The 21,820-nt window shown below is 42.0% G+C and carries 15 protein-coding genes, 1 tRNA gene and 1 pseudogene; 12 read left to right on the top strand and 5 right to left on the bottom strand.

Annotated features, from left to right (window positions below):
- Positions 1-23 precede the first annotated feature (23 nt).
- The 9 genes and pseudogenes from hppD to ACQZ43_RS04735 all read left to right on the top strand — a co-directional run.
- Positions 24-1,184 carry a 4-hydroxyphenylpyruvate dioxygenase gene (hppD, locus tag ACQZ43_RS04695; protein WP_430614791.1) on the top strand — a complete coding sequence of 387 codons (1,161 nt, stop codon included), beginning with the start codon at positions 24-26 and terminating at the stop codon, positions 1,182-1,184.
- 339 nt (positions 1,185-1,523) lie between these two features.
- Positions 1,524-2,297, top strand: a complete 774-nt coding sequence (locus tag ACQZ43_RS04700; RefSeq protein ID WP_430614792.1) for a DUF3108 domain-containing protein — start codon at positions 1,524-1,526, stop codon at positions 2,295-2,297.
- A gap of 8 nt (positions 2,298-2,305) precedes the next feature.
- A complete protein-coding gene (locus ACQZ43_RS04705; RefSeq protein ID WP_430614793.1) occupies positions 2,306-3,241 on the top strand; it encodes a tryptophan 2,3-dioxygenase family protein in 936 nt (311 codons plus the stop codon).
- A 23-nt stretch (positions 3,242-3,264) separates the two neighbouring features.
- Complete coding sequence (locus tag ACQZ43_RS04710) at positions 3,265-4,500, top strand: peptidoglycan DD-metalloendopeptidase family protein (protein ID WP_430614795.1); 1,236 nt, start codon at positions 3,265-3,267, stop codon at positions 4,498-4,500.
- Complete coding sequence (gene pgi, locus ACQZ43_RS04715) at positions 4,500-6,116, top strand: glucose-6-phosphate isomerase (protein ID WP_430614796.1); 1,617 nt, start codon at positions 4,500-4,502, stop codon at positions 6,114-6,116. Before ACQZ43_RS04710 ends, pgi begins: the two co-directional genes overlap by 1 nt.
- A gap of 110 nt (positions 6,117-6,226) precedes the next feature.
- The gene (locus ACQZ43_RS04720; protein WP_430614797.1) at positions 6,227-9,097 is read left to right on the top strand and encodes a TonB-dependent receptor; all 2,871 of its coding nucleotides are present in this window, start codon (positions 6,227-6,229) and stop codon (positions 9,095-9,097) included.
- Positions 9,098-9,323: 226 nt separating this feature from the next.
- Complete coding sequence (locus ACQZ43_RS04725; protein ID WP_430614799.1) at positions 9,324-12,239, top strand: M16 family metallopeptidase; 2,916 nt, start codon at positions 9,324-9,326, stop codon at positions 12,237-12,239.
- Between the two features lie 442 nt (positions 12,240-12,681).
- Complete coding sequence (locus tag ACQZ43_RS04730; protein WP_430614800.1) at positions 12,682-12,819, top strand: hypothetical protein; 138 nt, start codon at positions 12,682-12,684, stop codon at positions 12,817-12,819.
- A gap of 281 nt (positions 12,820-13,100) precedes the next feature.
- Positions 13,101-13,184, top strand: a pseudogene (locus tag ACQZ43_RS04735) (PLDc N-terminal domain-containing protein); the annotation flags it as partial.
- A gap of 246 nt (positions 13,185-13,430) precedes the next feature.
- Here the strand turns inward: ACQZ43_RS04735 and ACQZ43_RS04740 are convergent.
- The 3 genes from ACQZ43_RS04740 to ACQZ43_RS04750 form a co-directional block, all read right to left on the bottom strand.
- Positions 13,431-14,066 carry a DsbA family oxidoreductase gene (locus tag ACQZ43_RS04740; protein ID WP_430614801.1) on the bottom strand — a complete coding sequence of 212 codons (636 nt, stop codon included), beginning with the start codon at positions 14,064-14,066 and terminating at the stop codon, positions 13,431-13,433.
- Positions 14,067-14,209: 143 nt separating this feature from the next.
- Entirely contained in the window at positions 14,210-17,557 is a 3,348-nt protein-coding gene (gene mfd, locus ACQZ43_RS04745; RefSeq protein ID WP_430614803.1) for a transcription-repair coupling factor, read from the bottom strand.
- A gap of 3 nt (positions 17,558-17,560) precedes the next feature.
- The gene (locus ACQZ43_RS04750) at positions 17,561-18,148 is read right to left on the bottom strand and encodes a hypothetical protein (protein WP_430614804.1); all 588 of its coding nucleotides are present in this window, start codon (positions 18,146-18,148) and stop codon (positions 17,561-17,563) included.
- Positions 18,149-18,375: 227 nt separating this feature from the next.
- Here ACQZ43_RS04750 and ACQZ43_RS04755 point away from each other — a divergent pair, with 227 nt between their 5' ends.
- On the top strand, positions 18,376-19,329 hold the full coding sequence (locus ACQZ43_RS04755) for an NAD-dependent epimerase/dehydratase family protein (RefSeq protein WP_430614805.1): 954 nt from the start codon (positions 18,376-18,378) through the stop codon (positions 19,327-19,329).
- A 73-nt stretch (positions 19,330-19,402) separates the two neighbouring features.
- Here ACQZ43_RS04755 and ACQZ43_RS04760 read toward each other — a convergent pair whose 3' ends face one another.
- A complete protein-coding gene (locus tag ACQZ43_RS04760; protein WP_430614806.1) occupies positions 19,403-19,570 on the bottom strand; it encodes a hypothetical protein in 168 nt (55 codons plus the stop codon).
- A gap of 254 nt (positions 19,571-19,824) precedes the next feature.
- Between ACQZ43_RS04760 and ACQZ43_RS04765 the strand changes: the two genes are divergently transcribed.
- Together ACQZ43_RS04765 and ACQZ43_RS04770 are read left to right on the top strand one after the other, a co-directional pair.
- Positions 19,825-20,463: a trimeric intracellular cation channel family protein gene (locus ACQZ43_RS04765; RefSeq protein WP_430614807.1), complete on the top strand. Its 639-nt coding sequence runs from the start codon at positions 19,825-19,827 to the stop codon at positions 20,461-20,463.
- Between the two features lie 82 nt (positions 20,464-20,545).
- A tRNA-Asn gene (locus ACQZ43_RS04770) sits at positions 20,546-20,619 on the top strand.
- Between the two features lie 235 nt (positions 20,620-20,854).
- Here ACQZ43_RS04770 and ACQZ43_RS04775 read toward each other — a convergent pair.
- Positions 20,855-21,790: an ISAon1 family transposase gene (locus ACQZ43_RS04775; protein WP_430611751.1), complete on the bottom strand. Its 936-nt coding sequence runs from the start codon at positions 21,788-21,790 to the stop codon at positions 20,855-20,857.
- Between the last annotated feature and the right edge of the window lie 30 nt (positions 21,791-21,820).

Here is a 21,820-nt window from a genome sequence, read left to right on the forward strand (position 1 = left end):
ACACTCAAAAACAACGATTTAAAATGAAAAAAGAAGTAAAGTCAGTAGAATTCGGCTTAGAAAAAATATTTGAAGGTGCGCAGGATTTTCTTCCGCTATTTGGAACGGATTATGTGGAGTTTTATGTAGGAAATGCCAAACAAGCGGCTCACTTTTATAAAACGGCTTTTGGTTTTCAATCCTTGGCGTACTCCGGTTTGGAAACCGGCGTTAGAGACCGTGCATCTTATGTATTGGTACAAGACAAAATCAGAATCGTATTGACGACGCCTTTAACGGCAGAATCTCCCCTAAACGATCATATCGTTAAACACGGTGACGGGATTAAAATCGTAGCACTATGGGTAGAGGATGCTAGAAAAGCTTATGAAGAAACGACCAAACGCGGTGCCAAATCGTATATGGAACCAACCGTGGAAACCGATGAGTTTGGTGAAGTAGTACGCGCGGGAATCTATACCTATGGCGAAACCGTACACATGTTTGTAGAGCGCAAAAATTATACAGGAGCCTTTTTACCAGGCTATGTAGAGTGGAAATCGGACTACAATCCAGAGCCAACCGGTCTAAAATACATCGACCACATGGTGGGCAACGTAGGTTGGAACGAAATGGATACTTGGGTAAAGTGGTATGAAGATGTTATGGGCTTTGTAAACTTCCTGTCTTTTGACGACAAGCAAATTCACACCGAGTATTCGGCTTTGATGAGTAAAGTGATGTCAAACGGTAACGGAAGAATTAAATTCCCGATTAACGAACCGGCAGAAGGAGCAAAACGTTCTCAAATTGAGGAATATTTGGACTTCTATGGCGGCCCTGGTATTCAGCATATCGCAGTAGCTACCGATGATATCATCACTACCGTAACCCAATTGAGAGCGCGAGGTGTCGAGTTTTTATCTGCACCACCGCATTCGTACTATGAGGGGATTCCAGCTCGTTTGGGAGAACACATGGATATGATGCATGAGGATATTGCCGAATTGGAAAAATTGGCCATTATGATCGATGCCGATGAAGAGGGATATTTATTGCAGATCTTTACCAAACCTGTAGAAGATCGTCCAACTCTTTTCTTTGAAATTATTCAGAGAATGGGCGCTAGAGGCTTCGGTGCTGGTAACTTTAAAGCCTTGTTCGAATCGATTGAGAGAGAGCAAGAGAAGCGAGGAACGCTTTAGTATTCAGTTAATTAATCATAAAAAAAACCACCAAACAGGCCTGTAAAGTTAAAATAAAGTTAATTGACATCGATGGTCTTTTATAAATAGAAAATTATTATACATTTGCACTCGCAAAAATAAGGTCGTCATAAGCCTTGTTGGAGTGTAATAAATTTTTCATAATTTATAGTTTTTTGGTTGGTTAATAGCATAAAAACTCAGTCATTTATTTGGCTGGGTTTTTTTGTTTCTTATTTTTGATAAATAATTTAACAGTGTAGTTGTGGCGCGTTTGTTGTTATTATACAAATGGGATCAAGCGCAGATACTCGCCAACCGTAAAAAATAAATTTATATATGAAAAAGATCACACCCTTGCTTCTTCTTATACTGCTGTTCTCCGGCAGTACTTTCGCTCAGCAAAACAAAGCTTTTGCCGCTGGGGAGTTTTTTAAATTTAAAATTACGTACGGTATCGTGAATGCGGGAATCGCAACGATGGAACTCAAAGAGGTCCAATACGACGGCAAAAAGGTTTTGCACGCCAAGGGACATGGGTATACCACCGGTGTTACCAAATTCTTTTTCAAAGTAAATGACGATTACCAGAGTTATTTCAACAAAAACACCAACGTGCCCTACCGCTTTATTCGAAAGATAAACGAGGGCGGCTATACCAAAAATCAAGAGGGCTTTTTTAATCACGACAACGCCACGGTGTTGGTGAAAGATTATGAAAAAATGGAAGAAAAGACCTATTCTATTACCGATAATGTTCAAGACATTGTATCTTCGTTTTATTATTTGAGAAATCACCCTAAAATCAATTCCCTCAAACAGGGGGAGGATTTGGAAATCGATATGTTCTTTGACGGCGAGGTCTTTAAATTTAAGTTAAAGTACCAAGGTAAAGAGAATATAAGAACAAAATTTGGTACTATTGAGTCCATGAAATTTACACCCTATGTTCAGGCAGGCAGGGTCTTTAAAGCACAAGAAAGTTTAACGGTTTGGGTTTCAGCCGACGAAAATAAGGTGCCGTTGCGCATCAAAGCCACTTTGCTCGTAGGCTCGTTAAGCGCCGACTTGGATGCGTATCGCGGATTGAAATACAAATTAAAAATAAAATAAACGAACGAATGAATATCGATTCACACCTTCAACCTCAAATTGCAGCATTAGAAGAAAAATTTGCTGAAATTGGACAAAAAACACAAACCCATCTGGAGGGCCTCCGTTGGGCTAAACCCATTACCTATTGGGATTATATACAGACCGATGCCTTGTTGAGCTTGCAAACCCAACGCAGCATTTTACCCGATGAAATGGTGTTTATCATGTACCACCAAGTCAATGAGCTCTTGTTTAAGATGATTCTCTGGGAGATGAACCAACTCACCGATGCCCCGTCGGTAACCACCGATTTGTTTACCGATAAATTGATGCGCATCAGCCGCTATTTCGATATGCTAACCACCTCGTTTACCATCATGAAAGACGGTATGGATGTGAATCAATACATGAAGTTCCGCAATACACTGACTCCCGCAAGCGGTTTTCAGAGTGCCCAGTACCGCTTGATCGAGTTTGCTTCTACCGATTTGATCAACCTGATCGATATTCGCTTTCGCGCAACCATCGACAGAAACACCCCCTACGACCACGCCTTTGAACACCTGTATTGGCAAGCTGCGGGCAAGGATTACAAAACCGGAGAGAAATCTTACTTGATCCAAGAATTCGAAAACAAGTATAAAGCCGAATTTTTGCGCTCTATGGAGCACTACAACAAAACCAATATATGGCAAAAGTTCAGCCAATTGCCTGCGGAAGACCGCAGCAATCCCGAACTGATTGCCGCGATGCGCCATTACGATAAAACCGTCAACATCACTTGGGTGATGGGCCATTTTAATACCGCAAAAAAATATATAGAAAGCGTTCCCGGAAAACAAGAAGCTACCGGTGGTAGCGATTGGAAGAAGTATATGCTCCCTCAGTACCAACGACGCATTTTCTTCCCCGAATTGTGGAGTGAAGAGGAATTGAAAAACTGGGGACTAGAAACCAATTAGAAATAGAATAAAAACACCATATATTGAAGTATTTAGCCTATTTATTGACTGTCTTAGTCGCCTTTTCTTGCAATAAGAAAGCCGACCAAGCCGCGGATAAAGAACAAACAAAAGAAGAGGTAGAGGAAATCGTAGCAGAAGCCTATGGTTTTAAGTTAAAGGATTTAGAACTTGTTGAAGATACCATCAGGAGTGGCGATAATTTGGGTAAAATCTTGTCACAAAACAACCTTAATGCCAACGAAGTACACAAAATTATCGAGAAGATTAAAGACTCGATTAATGTGAAGAATATCCGCATTGGGCAACCCTATGCGTTGATCAAGAGCAAGACCAAACCGCAAAAGCTCGAAGCACTGGTGTATCATCCCGATATTATGGGGTATTATGTGCTCGACTTAAGAGACAGTGTGCGCGCGTATAAAAAGATACATCCCGTTACCGTAAAAAGGCGTACCATAGCCACAACCATAGACGGTTCGCTGTCGGTGAGCTTGCAAAAGCAAGGCGTTGACCAATCGTTGGCCACCAAGATGTCGCAGATTTTTGCGTGGTCTATCGACTTTTTTAAATTGCAAAAAGACGATAAGTTTGCCGTAACCATAGAAGAGAAATACATCAACGACACCACCTATGTCGGTATAGAGAAGATTGAAGCGGCCTATTTCGAATACAGAGGCCGTCAATTATACGCCTTCCCTTACCGCAAACCCGGTGCCAAGGGAGTGGAGTATTTCGACGAGGCGGGCAAGCCCATGCGAAGCATGTTCTTGAAATCGCCTTTGAAGTTTTTTCACATTACCTCGCGTTTTACCAACAATCGCTTTCACCCCGTTCAAAAGAGGTGGAAAGCGCATAACGGTACCGATTACGCCGCACCTACGGGAACGGCCATCATGACGACCGCCTCTGGCGTAGTAGAGCGTACGGGCTATACCGCAGGAAACGGAAACTACGTCAAGGTTAAGCACAACGGCACCTATTCCACGCAATACCTTCATATGTCGAAGATATTGGTGCGCAACGGGCAGTCGGTACAACAAGGTGACGTCATTGGCAAAGTTGGTAGCACCGGCCTGGCAACAGGACCGCATGTGTGTTACCGCTTTTGGAAAAACGGGGTCCAAGTCGATCCGTTAAATCAGTCGTTGCCCAACTCCGTTCCCATGGAGAAAAAGGAGTTACCCGCTTATTTAGAGCACATCAAACCGTTGAAAAGAGAATTAGACGATAAGTTTTTAGAAAAATTCGCTAAATAATGTTTAAAAATAGCAATCCCTCTGGGACGTTGGCCTGGCATAATCTTCGAAATCACTTTGAGGAAATGGAATATGTGAAAATGCAAGATCTGTTTGAAAACCAACCCGATCGCGCAGAAAAAATGCACGTTTCCTGGAACGATTTTCTATTCGATTATTCGAAGAACAAAATCACGGACAAAACCATGGAGCTCCTCTTGGATTTGGCGCGGGAAATGGATTTGAGCTCGGCGATTCAAAGTTTATTTCAAGGCGACAAAATCAATGTCACCGAGGATAGAGCGGTATTGCATACGGCACTTCGAGATTTTTCCGATACGCCAATTTGGGTAGACGGAAAAAACGTGCTTGAAGAGATCAAGGCGGTGCAACTGCAGCTGAAAGACTTTGCGAATGGCGTGATTTCCGGAGCCTATAGAGGGTGTACCGATCGGGCGTTTACCGATGTGGTCAATATCGGAATCGGCGGTTCGGATTTGGGCCCTCAAATGGTGGTGCGCGCTCTAGAGAGCTACCGCAATTCCCTGGGTATGCACTTTATTTCCAATGTAGACGATGATCATATCGAATGCTTATTGCAAAAATTAGATCCCGAAACCACCTTGGTCATCGTGGTCTCTAAGACCTTTAGCACTCAGGAAACCATTCAAAATGCGCGTAAAGTAAAAAAATGGTTTACCCAAACGACCGGACAACCGGATTGTTCGGCACATTTTGTGGCGGTGAGCGCTAACGTGGACGAAGCGGCTCGGTTTGGCGTAGCTCCGGAAAATATTTTTCCGATGTGGGACTACGTAGGCGGCCGATTTTCACTTTGGAGCGCTGTAGGCCTGTCAATCGGGTTGGCCGTGGGCTATGATAATTTCGAAAAACTACTAAAAGGGGCGTACGAGATGGATTTGCATCTGAAAACCGAACCCCTAGAGAAAAATATACCCGTACTCATGGCCATGTTGAGTATATGGTACAACAATTTTTATGGCTATCAAACCGAAGCACTGGTGCCTTATTGCCAGTTTTTAGAAAAGTTTCCAGCCCATCTGCAACAGCTGATTATGGAGAGCAACGGCAAAAACAGAAATAGAGAGGGGTATCCCGTGAATTACCAAACCGGAACCATCATTTGGGGAGAGGTGGGCGTAAACGCACAACACGCCTTTTTTCAACTCTTTCACCAGGGAACCAAAATCGTTCCCGTCGATTTTATCGGATTTGTTAAGCCCTTTTCCAAGGATAAAGAAAACCACGACATACTCATGTCCAATTTCTTTGGACAAACCGAAGCACTGCTCAACGGAAAAGTAGGCGCAAATTATCAAAGTGCCGCGTCAGACGATCAGTTGCAACCCTACAAGGAATTTGGTGGAAACAAGCCGACCAATACGATTCTAATCGATCAATTGACTCCAAAAAGCCTGGGAAGTTTGATCGCTTTGTACGAACACAAGGTCTTTATTCAGGGTTTTATTTGGAATATTTTCAGTTTTGACCAATTTGGTGTCGAATATGGAAAAAAATTGGCACGCAGTATTCAATCGGAGTTTGAAAGCGAAAATATCAGCAAACACGATGGCTCAACCCACTTTTTGCTGACGTATTATCTGTCGAAACGCTAGGGCTGATTCCTAAAAAAGGTGAAATTATTATAAAAGTTAAACTTCACTTAACATTGAATGGTTCTGATTTTGTAATTTTGTCGTGAAAAATAAACTTATCACTTATCAAAATGAAAAACTTGAAGAACTGGATTTTTATGGTCGTAATGATTTTTACTTCCTTATCCGCACTTTCACAAAATCAAATTACAGGAAGTGTATTTGATGGTAGCCTAAACAGCGCATTACCCGGAGCGAGTATTGTGGTGAAGGGAACTACCGATGGCACTTCTTCGGATCTAACAGGGAAATTCTCCGTAAACACGGCCGCTACTTCGGGGCAATTGGAGATTTCTTTTATTGGATACGGAACAAAAACAATGCCCTTTACCATTACGGCTGGAAAATCCCTTAACCTCGGAAGAGTGGTTTTGACAGAAGACGGAAACTTATTGGGAGACATTGTTATTATGGGAGTAGCTGATGTTGCTAAAGATCGTAAGACTCCAGTAGCGGTTTCTACCATTAAAGCGGCGGAAATCCAAGAGAAATTAGGATCTCAAGAATTTCCTGAAATATTGAATACGACGCCGTCTGTATTTGCTACCAAAGGTGGTGGTGGATACGGGGATTCCAAAATTAATATTCGTGGATTTGATCAAAAAAACATCGCCGTTATGATTAACGGTATGCCGATCAACGACATGGAAGGGGGTACGGTATATTGGTCAAACTGGTCTGGTTTAGCCGACGTAACTTCGGCTATGCAAGTACAAAGAGGTTTGGGGTCGTCTAAATTGGCGATTTCTTCTGTTGGTGGAACCATCAACGTGCTTACCCGTACATCAGATGCGAAAGAAGGAGCGATCATTTCTACCAGTGTAGGTAATGATAACTATTTTAAAGCATCGGCTTCTTACTCGACAGGATTGTTGGAAAACGGTCTTTCCGCTTCGGTTTTATTGTCTGAAACCTTCGGAAACGGGTTTGTAGATGGAACTAAATTTGAAGGAACCAACTACTATATTGGTTTGGGGTATAAGTCTAAAAACGACAAACACAACTTTCAATTTACCTTTACAGGTGCCGCACAATGGCATGATCAAAGAAGTTCTTCAAGCAGCATCAACGAGTACTTACAGTACGGAACTGATGGCAAACCAAACTTGAGATACAATGCCGATTCTGGATATTTAAACGGAGAAGAGTACTCTTGGAAGAGAAACTACTACAACAAACCCGTAGCCTCATTAAACTGGGATTATAAAATTAACGACATCATGAAATTGAGCACCGTATTCTACGGATCTTGGGGTCGTGGTGGAGGAACCGGGGCTATTGGTAAAATCAACGGAGCCAGCGGAGAGCGCAGTGCCATGTTGAGAGATGCTAATGGAGACGTGCGTTTTGACGATATCGTAGCTTGGAACCAAGGTGCCAATATAAAAGATTTCGGAGCGAATAAAGTTCCCACTAATGGCGAATTTATCAACTCGGTGAACAACGGTCTTTCTAGAAGAGCGAGTATCAACTCACACGATTGGTACGGAGCTGTTTTAAACTTAAACACCAAATTATCGGATAACTTTACTTGGGATATCGGACTTGATGCCAGAACATACAAAGGATATCACCACCAAACGATGAACGACTTCTTAGGAGCTACCGGTTATATCGACAATTCGAATAAAAATATTGCTGGAGACGTTTATATCTATCAAACTTATAGCGCTAAGCCGAGCTTTAACCCATTCGAAAGTATGAGTGGAAGAGAGAAAATCGCTTACGATAACGACGGTGAGGTAAATTGGATTGGCGGTTTTACGCAATTGGAATACTCTAAAGACAACCTAACGGCCTTTATTCAAGGAGCGGTTTCCAACCAATCATTTAGAAGATTGGATTACTTTAACTACGACCAAGCCAACCCGAAACCCAACGAACCCAACTACATCACCGATTGGAAAGACATTATCGGAGGAAACATCAAGGGGGGATTAAACTACAACATCAACGAATACCACAACGTTTTTGCTAATGCTGGATATTACTCCAAACAGCCTTATATGAGCGGTGGAGTATACTTAAACAACAGAAACGACTTAAACCCGGAACTTAAAAACGAAAAGATCTTAGGTTTTGAATTGGGTTACGGATTGAGAACAGAAAAATTCAATGCCAACGTAAACTTGTACAGAACCACTTGGAAAGATAGAATCTTAAGATCCTCTAGAGGGGAGTTTCCTGACCCTGTAATCGAAGATAAAAAGATCTTTGGTTTTGCCAATATGTTTGGTGTAGAACAAGTACACATGGGAGCGGAATTGGATTTCGTATACCACGCTACAGATTGGGCAACGATTAACGGTTCATTCTCTTACGGAGACTGGAAGTACAAAGGAAACGTTACCGCTACGTATTTGGATGATCAAGAGAACAAACCCATTTTACAGCAAACGCCTTCAGGAGAGCTAAAACCTTTTGAAAACACCCTGTATTTAGACGGTCTTAAAGTAGGTGATGCACCGCAAACATCGATGAATATCGGAGCGACTGTTCGTGTGGCTAAAGGTTTGAAATTCGACGGTAACTTCCGTTACAACGATCGTTACTACGCAAACATCAGCCCGGAAAACTTTAGTAAAGAAGACCACAAAGGTTCTTTGAGATTGCCAGCTTTCGGTTTGTTAGATGCGGGAGTATCTTACAGAATGGAAGTGGGTAAGGAAAAACAAAATGCCTTTACCATGCGTTTAAACGTAAACAACGTGTTGGATAGAGTGTATATTGCGGAATCCAGAACCAACAATATCTTGCTTACTGCTGAGGAGTTTTCTGCTAAGGTAGACAAACAAGGAAAGCCAACAGGACAAAATAAAACCTACAATGAAAATTACAATACGTATTTAGCCGACGGATTCTACAAAGGTATAGACAAGACCAACGAAGTGTATTTCGGAGTTGGTAGAACTTGGAACTTTACCATGCGTTTCGAATTCTAAAAGCTTGCTTATAAGCGTACAAAAGGCTGTTCAATTTAGTTTGGACAGCCTTTTTTTTGTGCGCCTAGATTCCGATTTACGCCCTTCCCTTATCCCCGTGGTTTTGCGCCCACCTAGGGCTGTATAATTGCGTTGCCCGGCGGTGGATATTTTGCAAAAACCAATTCTATTCTCCTTTTTAATAAGTATTTTTGGCTTTCTTATTATTAATCAATCTAAGTTATTTATGATCAAGAAATTACTAATGGTGGGATTGCTGTTTGTCGCAGTTACGACACAAGCGCAATTGAAAACCATAACCACTAAAGATGCCAACGGATATACCTATGAATCCGTAGAAAATGACCCTTCGCACACGCGAATCTATACCTTGAGTAACGGTTTAAAAGTGTATTTGGCTCAAAATAAAGACGAGCCGCGAATTCAAACCTATATTCCGGTGAGAACCGGATCGAACAACGACCCCGAAGACAATACCGGATTGGCGCACTACCTCGAGCACATGTTGTTTAAGGGAACTTCCAAAATGGCATCGAGCAATTGGGAAACGGAAAAAACACTGTTAAAACAAATTTCAGATTTATACGAAGCGCATAAAAAGGAGCAAGATCCGACTAAAAAAGTCGCTATTTATAAGCAAATTGACCAAGTTTCCAAAGAGGCTTCCAAATATGCGGTGGCCAATGAATACGATAAGCTAGTCGCTTCTATAGGCGCTACCGGTACCAATGCACATACTTGGTTCGACGAAACCGTATATAAAAACAACATCCCTGCCAACGAATTGGAGAAATGGTTGGTGGTGGAAAACGAGCGCTTTTCCGAATTGGTTTTGCGTTTGTTCCACACCGAATTGGAAGCGGTTTACGAAGAGTTTAACCGCGGTCAAGACAACGATTATTGGGCAACGCATCAGGCCATGATGAAATTGTTGTTCCCGAAATCGCACTACGGTACACAAACGACTATCGGAACCTCGGAACACCTAAAAAACCCGTCGATGTTGGCCATACACGATTATTTCCAAAAGTACTACGTGCCCAATAATATGGCGGTAGTATTGGTAGGAGATTTGGAATTTGACAGCACGATTAAAATGGTCGATCGCTATATGGGTGCGATGAAAAAAGGAGTACAACCCGAGCAATACGTTGCCGTAGAACCCGCGCTGACCAAGATTCAAACCAAAGACATCTTTAGCCCGACTTCAGAACGCATCGAAATCGGCTACAGACTCGGCGGAGCCAATTCCAAAGATGCGCAGTACCTGACTTTAATCGATATGTTGTTGAGCAACAGCGCTGCGGGCTTGATCGATTTAAACATCAATCAAAAGCAAAAGGCTTTAGGCGCTCAGAGTTCGCCGATGATCATGAAGGATTTCTCCGTACACCAATTGGGCGCTTATCCCAACGAAGGACAGTCACTCGACGAGTTAAAAGCACTGTTGATGGGCGAGCTGGACAAGATCAAAAAGGGACAGTTTGAAGATTGGATGTTGACCGCTGTGGTAAACGACCTGAAGAAACAAGCGATGAAAGTGCTGGAGAGCAACGACGCCTTGGCAACGGAAATGTATGGCGCTTTTATACAGGGAAAACCCTGGAATAAGGTCATCTCTGAAGTGGATGAGTTGTCTAAAATCACCAAGGCCGATATCGTTGATTTTGCCAATAAAAATTATGTGGACAACTATGTCGTAGTCTATAAAAAACAAGGTGAAAACAAAGAATTGGTTCGTGTTGAGAATCCGGGAATAACACCTATTGATTTAAATCGCGAAAACGAATCTCAGTTTTACAAAGATTTCAAAAACATTAAAGTAAAGGATATCGCTCCGGTGTTTGTTGATTTTGACAAGGCCATTCATCGGGAAACCATCGGTAAAAAGGCGAAGTTGTCTTTTATAAAAAACACGACAAATGATTTGTCTACCGTGATGTATATCACCGAAGTGGGCTCAAATCACGACAATAAATTGGCATTGGCCATTAATTACCTCGACTTTTTGGGTACGTCTAAATACGCTCCAGAAGATATTAAAAAGGAGTTTTATAAACTCGGCGTTGATTATGGAGTTAGCGCTGGTGAAGACAGAACCTATGTTTACGTAAGCGGTTTGCAAGAAAATATTCCTGCGGGTATTAAATTGTTCGAACACTTGATGACCGACGCCAAAGCCGATCAACAGGCGTACGACAACTACGTCGATCAAATACTCAAAGAGCGCAGCGATGCCAAAGCGAGTAAAGGCGGAATTCAACGCGCGCTAAACAGCTATGTGATGTATGGTGCCGAAAGTAAATTTAGAGACATCTTAAGCGAGTCTGCATTAAAAGCGATCAAACCACAGGAATTGGTGACAATCATTCACGACTTCTTTAATTTTGACCAACAGATTTTCTACTATGGAAACGACTTAAACAACACTAAAAAAGCGTTGACAGCCAATCATAATTTTGGAAAAAGCAAAGCGATTCCTACGCCTAAGAAATATGCGGAACCCGCTACAAACGGAACGGTTTACTTCGCGCCTTATGAAATGGTTCAAGCCGAGATCTCTTTCCGCGCTAGAGAAGAAAAATTCAACAAGGAAAACTTGGTTTCTTCGGGTGTGTTTAACGAGTATTTCGGATCGGGATTGTCGTCTATCGTCTTCCAAGAAATCAGAGAATCCAAATCATTGGCTTACTCCGCGTATTCCTATTATGCAGACGCAGCCAAAAAAGACAAATACAACTATGTAATTGCCTATGTGGGTACTCAAGCCAATAAATTGCCACAGGCGGTTGATGCGATGATGGAATTGATGAACGACATGCCGCAGGCGGAGAACCAATTTCAAAACGCCAAAGCATCGGCACTAAAAAGATTGTCTACCAAGCGCTATAGCAAGTCAGACATCTTCTTTTACTGGTTGTCTTTACAGGAAAAAGGATTTAACTACGACATCAACAAAGATTTATTTCCACAAACTCAGAAAATGGAGATGAAAGATTTGGCTGGATTTTTTGACAAACACGTTAAAGGAAAAAAATTCAATGTGGGGTTAATCGGTAAAAAAGAGAATTTGGATTGGGAAGCCGTTAAAAAATTCGGAACCATCAAAGAATTGACTTTAGAAGAATTGTTCGGGTATTAAGAATAGCTGAACGTGATTATAAAAAAGAGCTGTCCTCAAAAAGGACGGCTTTTTTTGTATCGTATTGGCGTTTTAAGAGGGATATTGAATTTTGCCACACGAAAGGATTGACTCCGGCGAATTCCATTTCGTGCGGCAGCGGGGGCTAATAAAAGTCAAAACGTTTTTAAAGTTTGTGTTTTTAGATGTATAATATGAAAATATTTTCTTTTTTGTGTGTAAAAACAAGATAATGGGTTTTTTGTGTTAAAAATTTATTTATGCATTTACACGACCATATTAGATTATTTAAGACGGTAAAAGTTGTTTTGTTGTTAAGTGTGGTGTTGTTTTTTCTTGTGATTCGGATGTCTCGGACAAGCTTGAGTGATCAGCAGATTTAGAGAATAAAAAAGAACTAATTATTAAGAAATTTGAAGAGATGGGGCTAAATCCGGCAAAGATGACTTTTGTAGATTTGGCTGGTATGAGATCCTATGGGGTAATTTTAAAGTCTGTTGACGATTTCGATAAGGTGCTTAAAGGGAGTCAGGCAATGTCGATTATTTTGATGAAATTAAAAGAATCCCTTCCCTTGTAAGTTCCGAACAGTCGAAAGAAGAAACCTCTTTATCTACGAGGTATTGGCACTGAGATTCTCTTGAAAGACAACATTTTAATGCTGAAGCGCGCGTTCCTAGCGGAATTAATACTTATTTGGTTTATGCTGTTATGCGATTTCGCTAGTATTCGTTGATTTTAAATTTTAATTAAACCTCGATTTATGAATGTTTTAATGTGGCAATTGTTCTAGGTGGCTGTGTTCTTTACAGTTGTTTATAGTTTGTACAAATTGGTGCGGGCGGATGAGTCAATGGGAAAAAAATTTTATGGTGCTTAATCATCTTATTTTTACCTGTTTTTGGTGGCGTTTTTTATTTGTTGATGCATAATAAGCTTAAATAGTTGTAGGCGTTACCTGAAATCCTTGTTTGGATCAGTATCAAACCTACATTATTGCTAATCTGGCATTTTGCAAAGAAAGGGAGTAGCTGGTTAATGATTCTGCCTTTTACTTATAGGCAGACCCGTAGTAATAGAAACGTTAAATAAAGTAACCCATGAACGTTTTATGTTAAAGAAAAGGGCTAACCATTTTTTATATGAGTTAGCCCTTTTGTCGTTTTATCTTTAAGATTCAGGAAGAAAAACCTAGTTCTCCTTATAAATTTCTCTAAGTGTTTCCAAAAAGTAATCCTTGGATTGAGCCCCTTTAAGCGCGTATTTTTGGTTTACTATAAAGAAGGGCACGGAGTTCACTCCGATGCTTCTAGCCATGGCCTCGTCCTCTTCTACGGCACGAGTATAGGTGTCGTTGGCGAGTACATCGCGAACCTTGTCGGTATCCAAGCCTACTTGAGCACCTATTTTAACCAACTCTTCGATATCGTCTATATTGATGGCATGGGAAAAATGCGCTTGAAACAAGGCTTCTTCTACTTCGTTTTGCAAACCTTTGGATTGGGCGTAATACGACAACTGATGTGCCTTAAAACTGTTGGCGGTTATCGATTGCTCCAAATCCATCACCAAACCTTCTGCTTGCGCCATTTGTGATACCTGCGCAAACATCTGCTCGACTTGCTCGATGGGCATGCCCTTTTGTTGTGCCAAATACTCCTTGGTACTAACGGCTAAATCCGTTTTTATAGTCGGGTCCAACTCAAAAGCTTTCCAGTTAATCGTTACTTCACTGCCGTGTTCAAACTCGGCAATCGCTTGCTCTAACCGCGTTTTGCCGATATAACAAAACGGGCAGCGTATATCACTCCAAATATCTATAGTCATTTTTTATTTGCTTATTTGCCTATTCGTCTATTTGCGAATCGACCTATTACTGATTATAAGTAAAGATATAAAGAAAATGTGTAGATTTCTACTAATCAAAACGAATTTATAGAGACGCAACCGCGAATCTGCCTCAAAAAAAATCAAATCAATTGAATCAATTCCAGGGCTTTATTCACGCTTTTTACATTTTCAAAAGTCACTAATAACCGCAGGCCGTTTTTGGTTTCTTTTTCCTTCATCTTACAGAGGTTTCCGTGTTGTTGTACAAACAGCAAAACCTTTCTAAAACGCGGCGACTGGTAATAGTCCGACTGCTGATTACCCAAAAAGTAACCGACCATTTTTCCGTGTTTTAGCACGAGTTTTTCGATACCAGCATTGGCTGCAAACCACTTGATGCGCAAGCTGTTTAACAGGGCTACGGCTTCTTTGGGCAAGGCCCCAAAACGGTCAATGAGCTTTTGTTCATAGGCCAGCAGCTCGGTTTCATCTTTAACGTTACTCAATTCGTTATACAGATTCAAACGTTCCGAGACGCTGTTTACGTAATTATCCGGGAATAAAATTTCGAAATCGGTATCGATTTGCGTTTCCTTGACAAAGGTTTTGGTATCTATATTGTTTTCGTCGGCATATAAATCCTTGAATTCGTTCTCCTTCAATTCGTCTATGGCTTCATTCATGATTTTCTGGTAGGTTTCGAAGCCGATTTCATTGATAAAACCGCTTTGTTCGCCACCGAGTATATCACCAGCACCGCGAATTTCCAAATCCTTCATCGCTATATTAAAACCGCTGCCGAGTTCGCTAAACTGTTCCAAGGCTTGAATGCGCTTGCGCGCTTCCTCGGTCATAGCAGAATAGGGCGGGCATATAAAATAACAGAAGGCTTTTTTGTTGCTTCGCCCTACGCGTCCGCGCATTTGATGCAAGTCCGACAATCCAAAATTATTGGCATTGTTGATCAAAATCGTATTGGCATTGGGTACGTCTAGTCCACTTTCAATAATGGTAGTGGCCACCAATACATCAAAATCGCCATCCATAAAGGCCAACATCAGTTCTTCGAGTTTTTTACCGTCCATCTGTCCGTGTCCAATACCGACACGAGCATTGGGAACCAAACGTTGAATCATGCCCGCAACCTCTTTGATGTTTTCAATGCGGTTGTTGATAAAATAGACCTGACCACCGCGCTCGATTTCATAGGCAATCGCATCGCGAATCACCTCCTCGTTAAATCCGACCACCTGCGTATCAATCGGATAGCGGTTGGGAGGTGGGGTGGTAATCACCGACAAATCCCGTGCCGCCATCAACGAAAACTGTAGGGTTCTCGGAATGGGAGTAGCGGTGAGCGTGAGCGTATCTACGTTTTGCGCTATGGTCTTGAGCTTGTCTTTAACAGCAACGCCAAACTTTTGCTCTTCGTCGATAATCAATAGGCCCAAATCTTTAAAAATCACGTTTTTACTGACCAATTGATGGGTGCCGATTAAAATGTCTAAGCGCCCTTCGACCAGGTCTTTGAGCGTTTCGCTCTTTTGTTTGGCCGTTCTAAATCGGTTGATATATCCCACGGTAACCGGCATGTCTTTTAAGCGCTCAGTAAAGGTTTTATAATGTTGAAAGGCTAATATCGTCGTCGGAACGAGTATGGCCACTTGCTTGCCGTTATCTACAGCCTTAAACGCGGCGCGTATCGCTACTTCGGTCTTTCCAAACCCGACGTCTCCACAGACGAGTCGGTCCATAGGACGCTCGCTTTCCATGTCGTTTTTGACGTCTTGGGTGGCGGTGATTTGGTCGGGCGTATCTTCATAGATAAAGGAACTCTCCAATTCCGCCTGCAAGTAGCTGTCGGGACGGTATTGTAAACCCTTCTCCAATCGGCGTTTGGCATACAGTTGAATCAGGTTAAAGGCAATGTGCTTAACCCGTGCCTTGGTTTTTTGCTTTAGGGTTTTCCAAGCGTTGGAACCCAATTTGTATATTTTGGGCGCGGTACCATCCTTGCCGTTGTATTTGGATATTTTGTGTAAAGAGTGTATGCTCACATAGACGATGTCGTTATCGGCATAGACCAATTTAATCGCTTCTTGCATTTTGCCTTCCACGTCAATTTTTTGCAAGCCGCCGAACTTTCCAATACCGTGGTCGATATGCGTAACGTAATCGCCTACGGACAAAGTCGTCAATTCCTTTAGGGTGATGGTTTGCTTTTTGGAATAGCCGTTTTTAATCGAAAACTTGTGGTAGCGCTCAAAAATCTGATGGTCGGTATAGCAGACAATCTGATTTTCCTCGTCTATAAATCCTTGGTATAGCGGAAATACTACCGTTTTAAATTCTTTTACGGCCACTTCGTCGTGCTGGTCTTTAAGGCTCTCGAAGATCTCGTGAAACCGCTTGGCCTGACCTTCGTTGGCGCAGTACAAGTAGTTCTGATAACCGTCGTCGGCGCGGTCGTTTAAATCGCGTGCCAACAGTTCAAACTGCTTGTTAAAGGAAGGTTGTGGCAAAACGTGAAAATCAAAGCTCATCGCTTCCTTAAAATGCGATTGCTGCGAGAGCTCTACATAAGTAAAAGTCTCGATGCGGTCTAAGAAACTGCGGCTGTCGAGAAATAAGTCCGAGGGAACCTGATGTTTGATGTCTTTGGACAGGGTGTCGAAAACCGACAAGGCCTTGTCATAAGATTTGTCTAATTGGCTGATCGCCGTAGCGGTATTCTGCGAAAATATCACCGTTTTTTCCGAAATATAGTCCAAGAAGCTCTCGCGGTGTTCCTGAGAGAATTTGTTTTCTACATTGGGGATGATGGAAATTTTCTTTTGCTTTTCTATAGACAGCTGCGTTTCCACGTCAAAACTGCGGATGCTGTCTACCTCATTGCCGAAAAACTCGATGCGGTACGGATGGTCGTTGGAAAAGGAAAACACGTCGATGATACCACCGCGCACGGAGAACTCGCCGGGTTCGGCTACAAAATCCACCCGTTTAAAGTGGTATTCAAACAACACCTCATTGATAAAATCAATAGAGATTTGATCGCCTACAGCCAGTTTTAAGGTGTTTTTGTCCAAGACCTTTTTGGTGACGACTTTCTCGAATAAGGCATCGGGATAGGAGACGATAATAGCGGGTTTTTTGCGCGAGTTAATGCGGTTGAGCACCTCTGCGCGCAAGAGGATATTCGCGTTATCCGTCTCTTCGATCTGATAGGGACGTCGATACGATCCCGGGTAAAACAACACGTCTTCCTTGTTGACCAAGCCCTCTAAATCATTGAGGTAATAAGCCGCTTCCTCCTTGTCGTGAAAGAGCAACAACAGGGGGAATTCCGACTGTTTAAAAATCCCTTGAATCAAAAACGATAGGGAAGAGCCAATCAGTCCTTTGGCGTGTATTTTCTGACCGCGCGTTGTTAGCGCCGCTGCGAGTTGTACGGTTTTAGTCGCTTCGCGATATAGGGTTTTAAGATGCATGCCTTAATTGTTTTCGGTAAAAGTGGGATTGGCCCGCCTAACGGTGTCCAGGGCTTGAAGCATTTCGGCTTCTCCCACTTCTTTGGGAATGGATTTTTTTGCGACCACTTCGTCCATCTGATTGACTAAGGAGGTAATCGTCATATTGATTTCGGGAATCAACCAGAGAATCTTTTTTTGAGGTACTTTGTCCAGTGAAATATACATCTCCAAGTCGTTAAACAAGGTGTTTAACACCCGTATCCGACTCTTGATGTCGGGCCGATTGAGGCTGGCTGGGATGTCGTTAAGCAGGTTTAAGGAAGAGTTACTCAGAACTTCCGACCTTTTCTGGAACGCACTTATAGACGAGGTCGGCTTTAATCGGATGTCCTTTTTAAAGTCGTTCCACGCTTTCCAATCGGCAATTTCTGATTGTAGGGCAGCCGATTGCCACGGAATTTTAAAATCCCAGGTTTTGGTCAGTATGTTGAATACCGAATCGGTGTGTTTTTGTGCTCGCAATTGATTTTCCTGCTCCCGATTGTCGACTTTCTTACAAGAAGCAAACAGACTGACGAAGAGAATTCCGATTAGCAAAAAATGCCTCATAAGTGGTTTTGTTTAAACAACAAATTTACGAATGTTATATCGAACTTTTAAATATTTAAATCAGAATCCAACAAAGGTTTTGAGGAAAGGGGGATTTGTTTTTGGCGGTTTGGATTTAGGCGCTTGGGGATGCTGTATTCGCTTACTGGCAATTAAGCGAATCTTCATTCAATAATCCTGACAAATTACCGTGAATTAAGTATATTTGTCCAATAAAACAGCACATAATGAGTACTAAAATTCTAATTATAGGAGCATGTGGTCAGATTGGTTCAGAACTGACTATGAAACTCCGTGAAATATATGGCCATGAAAACGTGGTTGCCTCGGATATACGCGAGGGAAAACCCGATTTAATGGCTTCTGGTCCCTTTGAAGTGATCAATGCCATGGTGTTTGACGAAGTCGCGCAGGCAGTGGAAAAGCATCAAATAGACGAAGTGTATTTAATGGCGGCCATGCTCTCTGCTACAGCCGAGAAAAATCCGGCTTTGGCCTGGGACCTAAACATGAATTCCCTTTTTCACGTGCTGAATTTGGCTAAGGAATCCAAGATTAAAAAGATATTTTGGCCGTCGAGTATTGCGGTTTTCGGACCGACGACACCACGGGTAAATACACCGCAGTATACTGTTATGGAGCCTTCTACTGTATATGGAATATCCAAGCAAACCGGTGAGCGTTGGTGCGAGTACTACCACGCTAAGTTTGGTGTAGATGTTCGCAGTATCCGTTATCCCGGTTTGATTTCGTGGACCACGCCTCCCGGGGGTGGAACGACGGACTATGCCGTTGAAATTTATTACAAGGCCTTACAAGAAAAGAAATACAGCTGTTTTCTATCGGAAAACACCGCCTTGCCGATGATGTATATGGACGATGCGTTGGCCGCAACGGTGGCGATCATGCAAGCCGATGCGCAGGATGTCAAAATCCGCTCTTCCTATAATCTCGGGGGAATTTCATTTACACCGGCAGAAATAGCCGCAGAAATCAAAACCCATATACCGGAATTTGAAATCGATTACGCTCCGGATTTCCGTCAGGCCATAGCCGACAGTTGGCCGGCGAGTATCGATGACAGTGCAGCCCAACAAGATTGGAACTGGAAACACCATTACGACTTAAAAGGCATGACGCAAGTGATGCTAGATAATTTGGCGGTGAGTTTGTCCAAATAGCACCACGCGCCAAAAGCAACAATTCAACCCACTTTATGGTGGGTATCAAGGCAATCTCTAGGGGTTGCCTTTTTTATTTCTTTAAGCGTTGCACGACCAAGGTCGCCAGGGCTACAGCTATAAAAATCAGCCCGACTATGCTGATAAAATGATTGTGAAGCAGTGCCGTGGCCTTGAGTATATAACCCAATACCAAGACGAGTAAGCCGAAAATTAAAATGGAAAGCGGGGTGGTTTTCATGATGAATTCTTTTAAGACTGCTAAATTACTGATTTTTATCTGTTTACTACGAAGGAGCTTCGGAGAATGCACAGGGTATAGGGCTGTTTTTGTTAAAAAATATAATTCGCGGTCCTTGTTTATTGTTGGAAGGAATGATATTTTCGTTAGGCCGAAAGCAGCTGGAGCGGCAGCCGAACGGAAAAAGGGTGTTTGGCGACGAAGGGGAATGGCAACAAGTATAAATCGGAGTGATTCGCAATAAAATAGCAGTTATGGAACAGTGGTTGGTTTTTTGGAAAAATGTCTCTTTTGTCGATGTGATTGAGTTTTTGGGCACTTTTGCCTTTGCCGTTAGCGGTATCCGGTTGGCATCGGCAAAGAAACTCGATTGGTTTGGCGCTTTTGTAGTCGGATTTGTCACGGCTACCGGAGGAGGTACATTGCGCGATTTGCTGCTGGGCGTGGTGCCCTTCTGGATGATCAGCAGTGTATATGTGTGGTGTACAATCATATCCATGGTTTTTGTGATTATTTTTCGCAAGAAATTGGTGCATTTGAACGGGCCTTTTTTATGGTTTGACAGCATTGGCTTGGGCTTGTTTGTCGTGGTAGGGGTCGAAAAAGCACTGACCTTGGACTATGCGATCTGGGTGGTGGTGCTCATGGGTACGATAACCGGCATCGTTGGCGGTATGATTCGCGATATATTAATCAATGAGATTCCGGCGATTTTTACCCAGGAGTTTTATGCCGTCGCTTGTATACTGGGCAGTTTGCTGTATTGTTCTTTCGACTATATGGGGGTTTCGGCTCCGGTAACGCAAGTTTCTACCGCGATCTTTGTTTTTGTAATTCGCCTAGCCGCAACGCGTTACAGTTGGAAGCTGCCCGTCTTAAAAGGAGAGTTATAAAAATTGCGATTATTTCAAGAGTTTTGTTTGGAAACACTGAAATAATTTCTATATTTGCAACCGCAATAAGGGTAATATACCTTCCTCCTTAGCTCAGTTGGTTAGAGCATCTGACTGTTAATCAGAGGGTCCTTGGTTCGAGCCCAAGAGGGGGAGCAAATAAAAAGTCTTTTAAACATTTCGTTTAAAGGACTTTTTTGTTTTTAGTGCTTTTTTAGCCAAATTGATCTTTATAGGGTTAAGACGAAAATCTGCGGGAATGGAAAACAGCTGCATTTTTTTAAAGGCTGATTCGATGATGCCTTCATTCGCCCGCTGCCGCTCGAGTCCTCTCGCGTCGCAAATGCTTTTCAATACGACAGTTAAAACGGATCAATCCTAAATGTTGTGTTTATGCAAAAATAGTGACTAATCTATATAAGAAGAATTCTATATCTCTTACGCCTCTAAACTGAGTTCTAAAAGCTTTGATTTTGGCATTAAAGGATTCTGCAGAAGCATTGGTACTTCTGTTGTCAAAATAGTTTAAAATAGATTGATAGTTTAGCTGTATGGTATTGACTACCGTATTAAATGTTTTGAGATTACTGTTTTCGATTTTATTATACCAATGTGCTAGTTTAGTGTAAGCGACTTCTTTTACTGTTGTTGTATTATAAATGTTTCGCAGTCCTTGTACAAGATTGTAAGCTTGTTTTATGACAGGAAATTCTCTAAAGATAATTTTGGATCTAGTTTTTTGATTTTCAGTCCATTTATCGCTATCCATGCATAGCAAATATCTACTTCTTATTAGGAGTTGTTTTGGAGTGTCTCCGTTCTCAAACTCTTGAGCAACGTACGCTATATTTGCTTTCCTGGCTTCTTTAATAGCTTGATTCTCGTTATCCAACGCTTTCCAGCGTTCCTGAATACGAATGTCTTGTAAGGCTTCTATGGCTAATTTTTGTACATGAAAACGATCAGTTACTTGTATGGCGTTAGAAAAACTCTTGCTTACAATGTTTTTCATAGAACTAGCCATATCTAAGGTTACTTCGCGTACTTTTCTTCTAATTTTTGAGCTGATAGTAAGTAGTTTCTCTACAATAGGTTCAACCTTAGTTCCTGAAAATATGGCTACTAAGCTTCCCTTTTTTCCTTTAGCTCTTTTATTGGTTATGATTGTGTATAATTCCCCCTTAGACAATGCTGTTTCGTCTATAGAAAGATAAGGACCTATGTTCTCGGGATATATAAGCCATTCTTTTGCGTGATCCTTTACACTCCAATTACGAAAGTCACTTAAGGATTCTTTGTATTGTCGCTGTAGTTTTTTGCCATCCACACCAAAGAAACCACCAATGGTACGACAGTC

This window comes from Flavobacterium sp. JP2137, assembly GCF_050562195.1.
Classification (GTDB): Bacteria; Bacteroidota; Bacteroidia; order Flavobacteriales; family Flavobacteriaceae; genus Flavobacterium.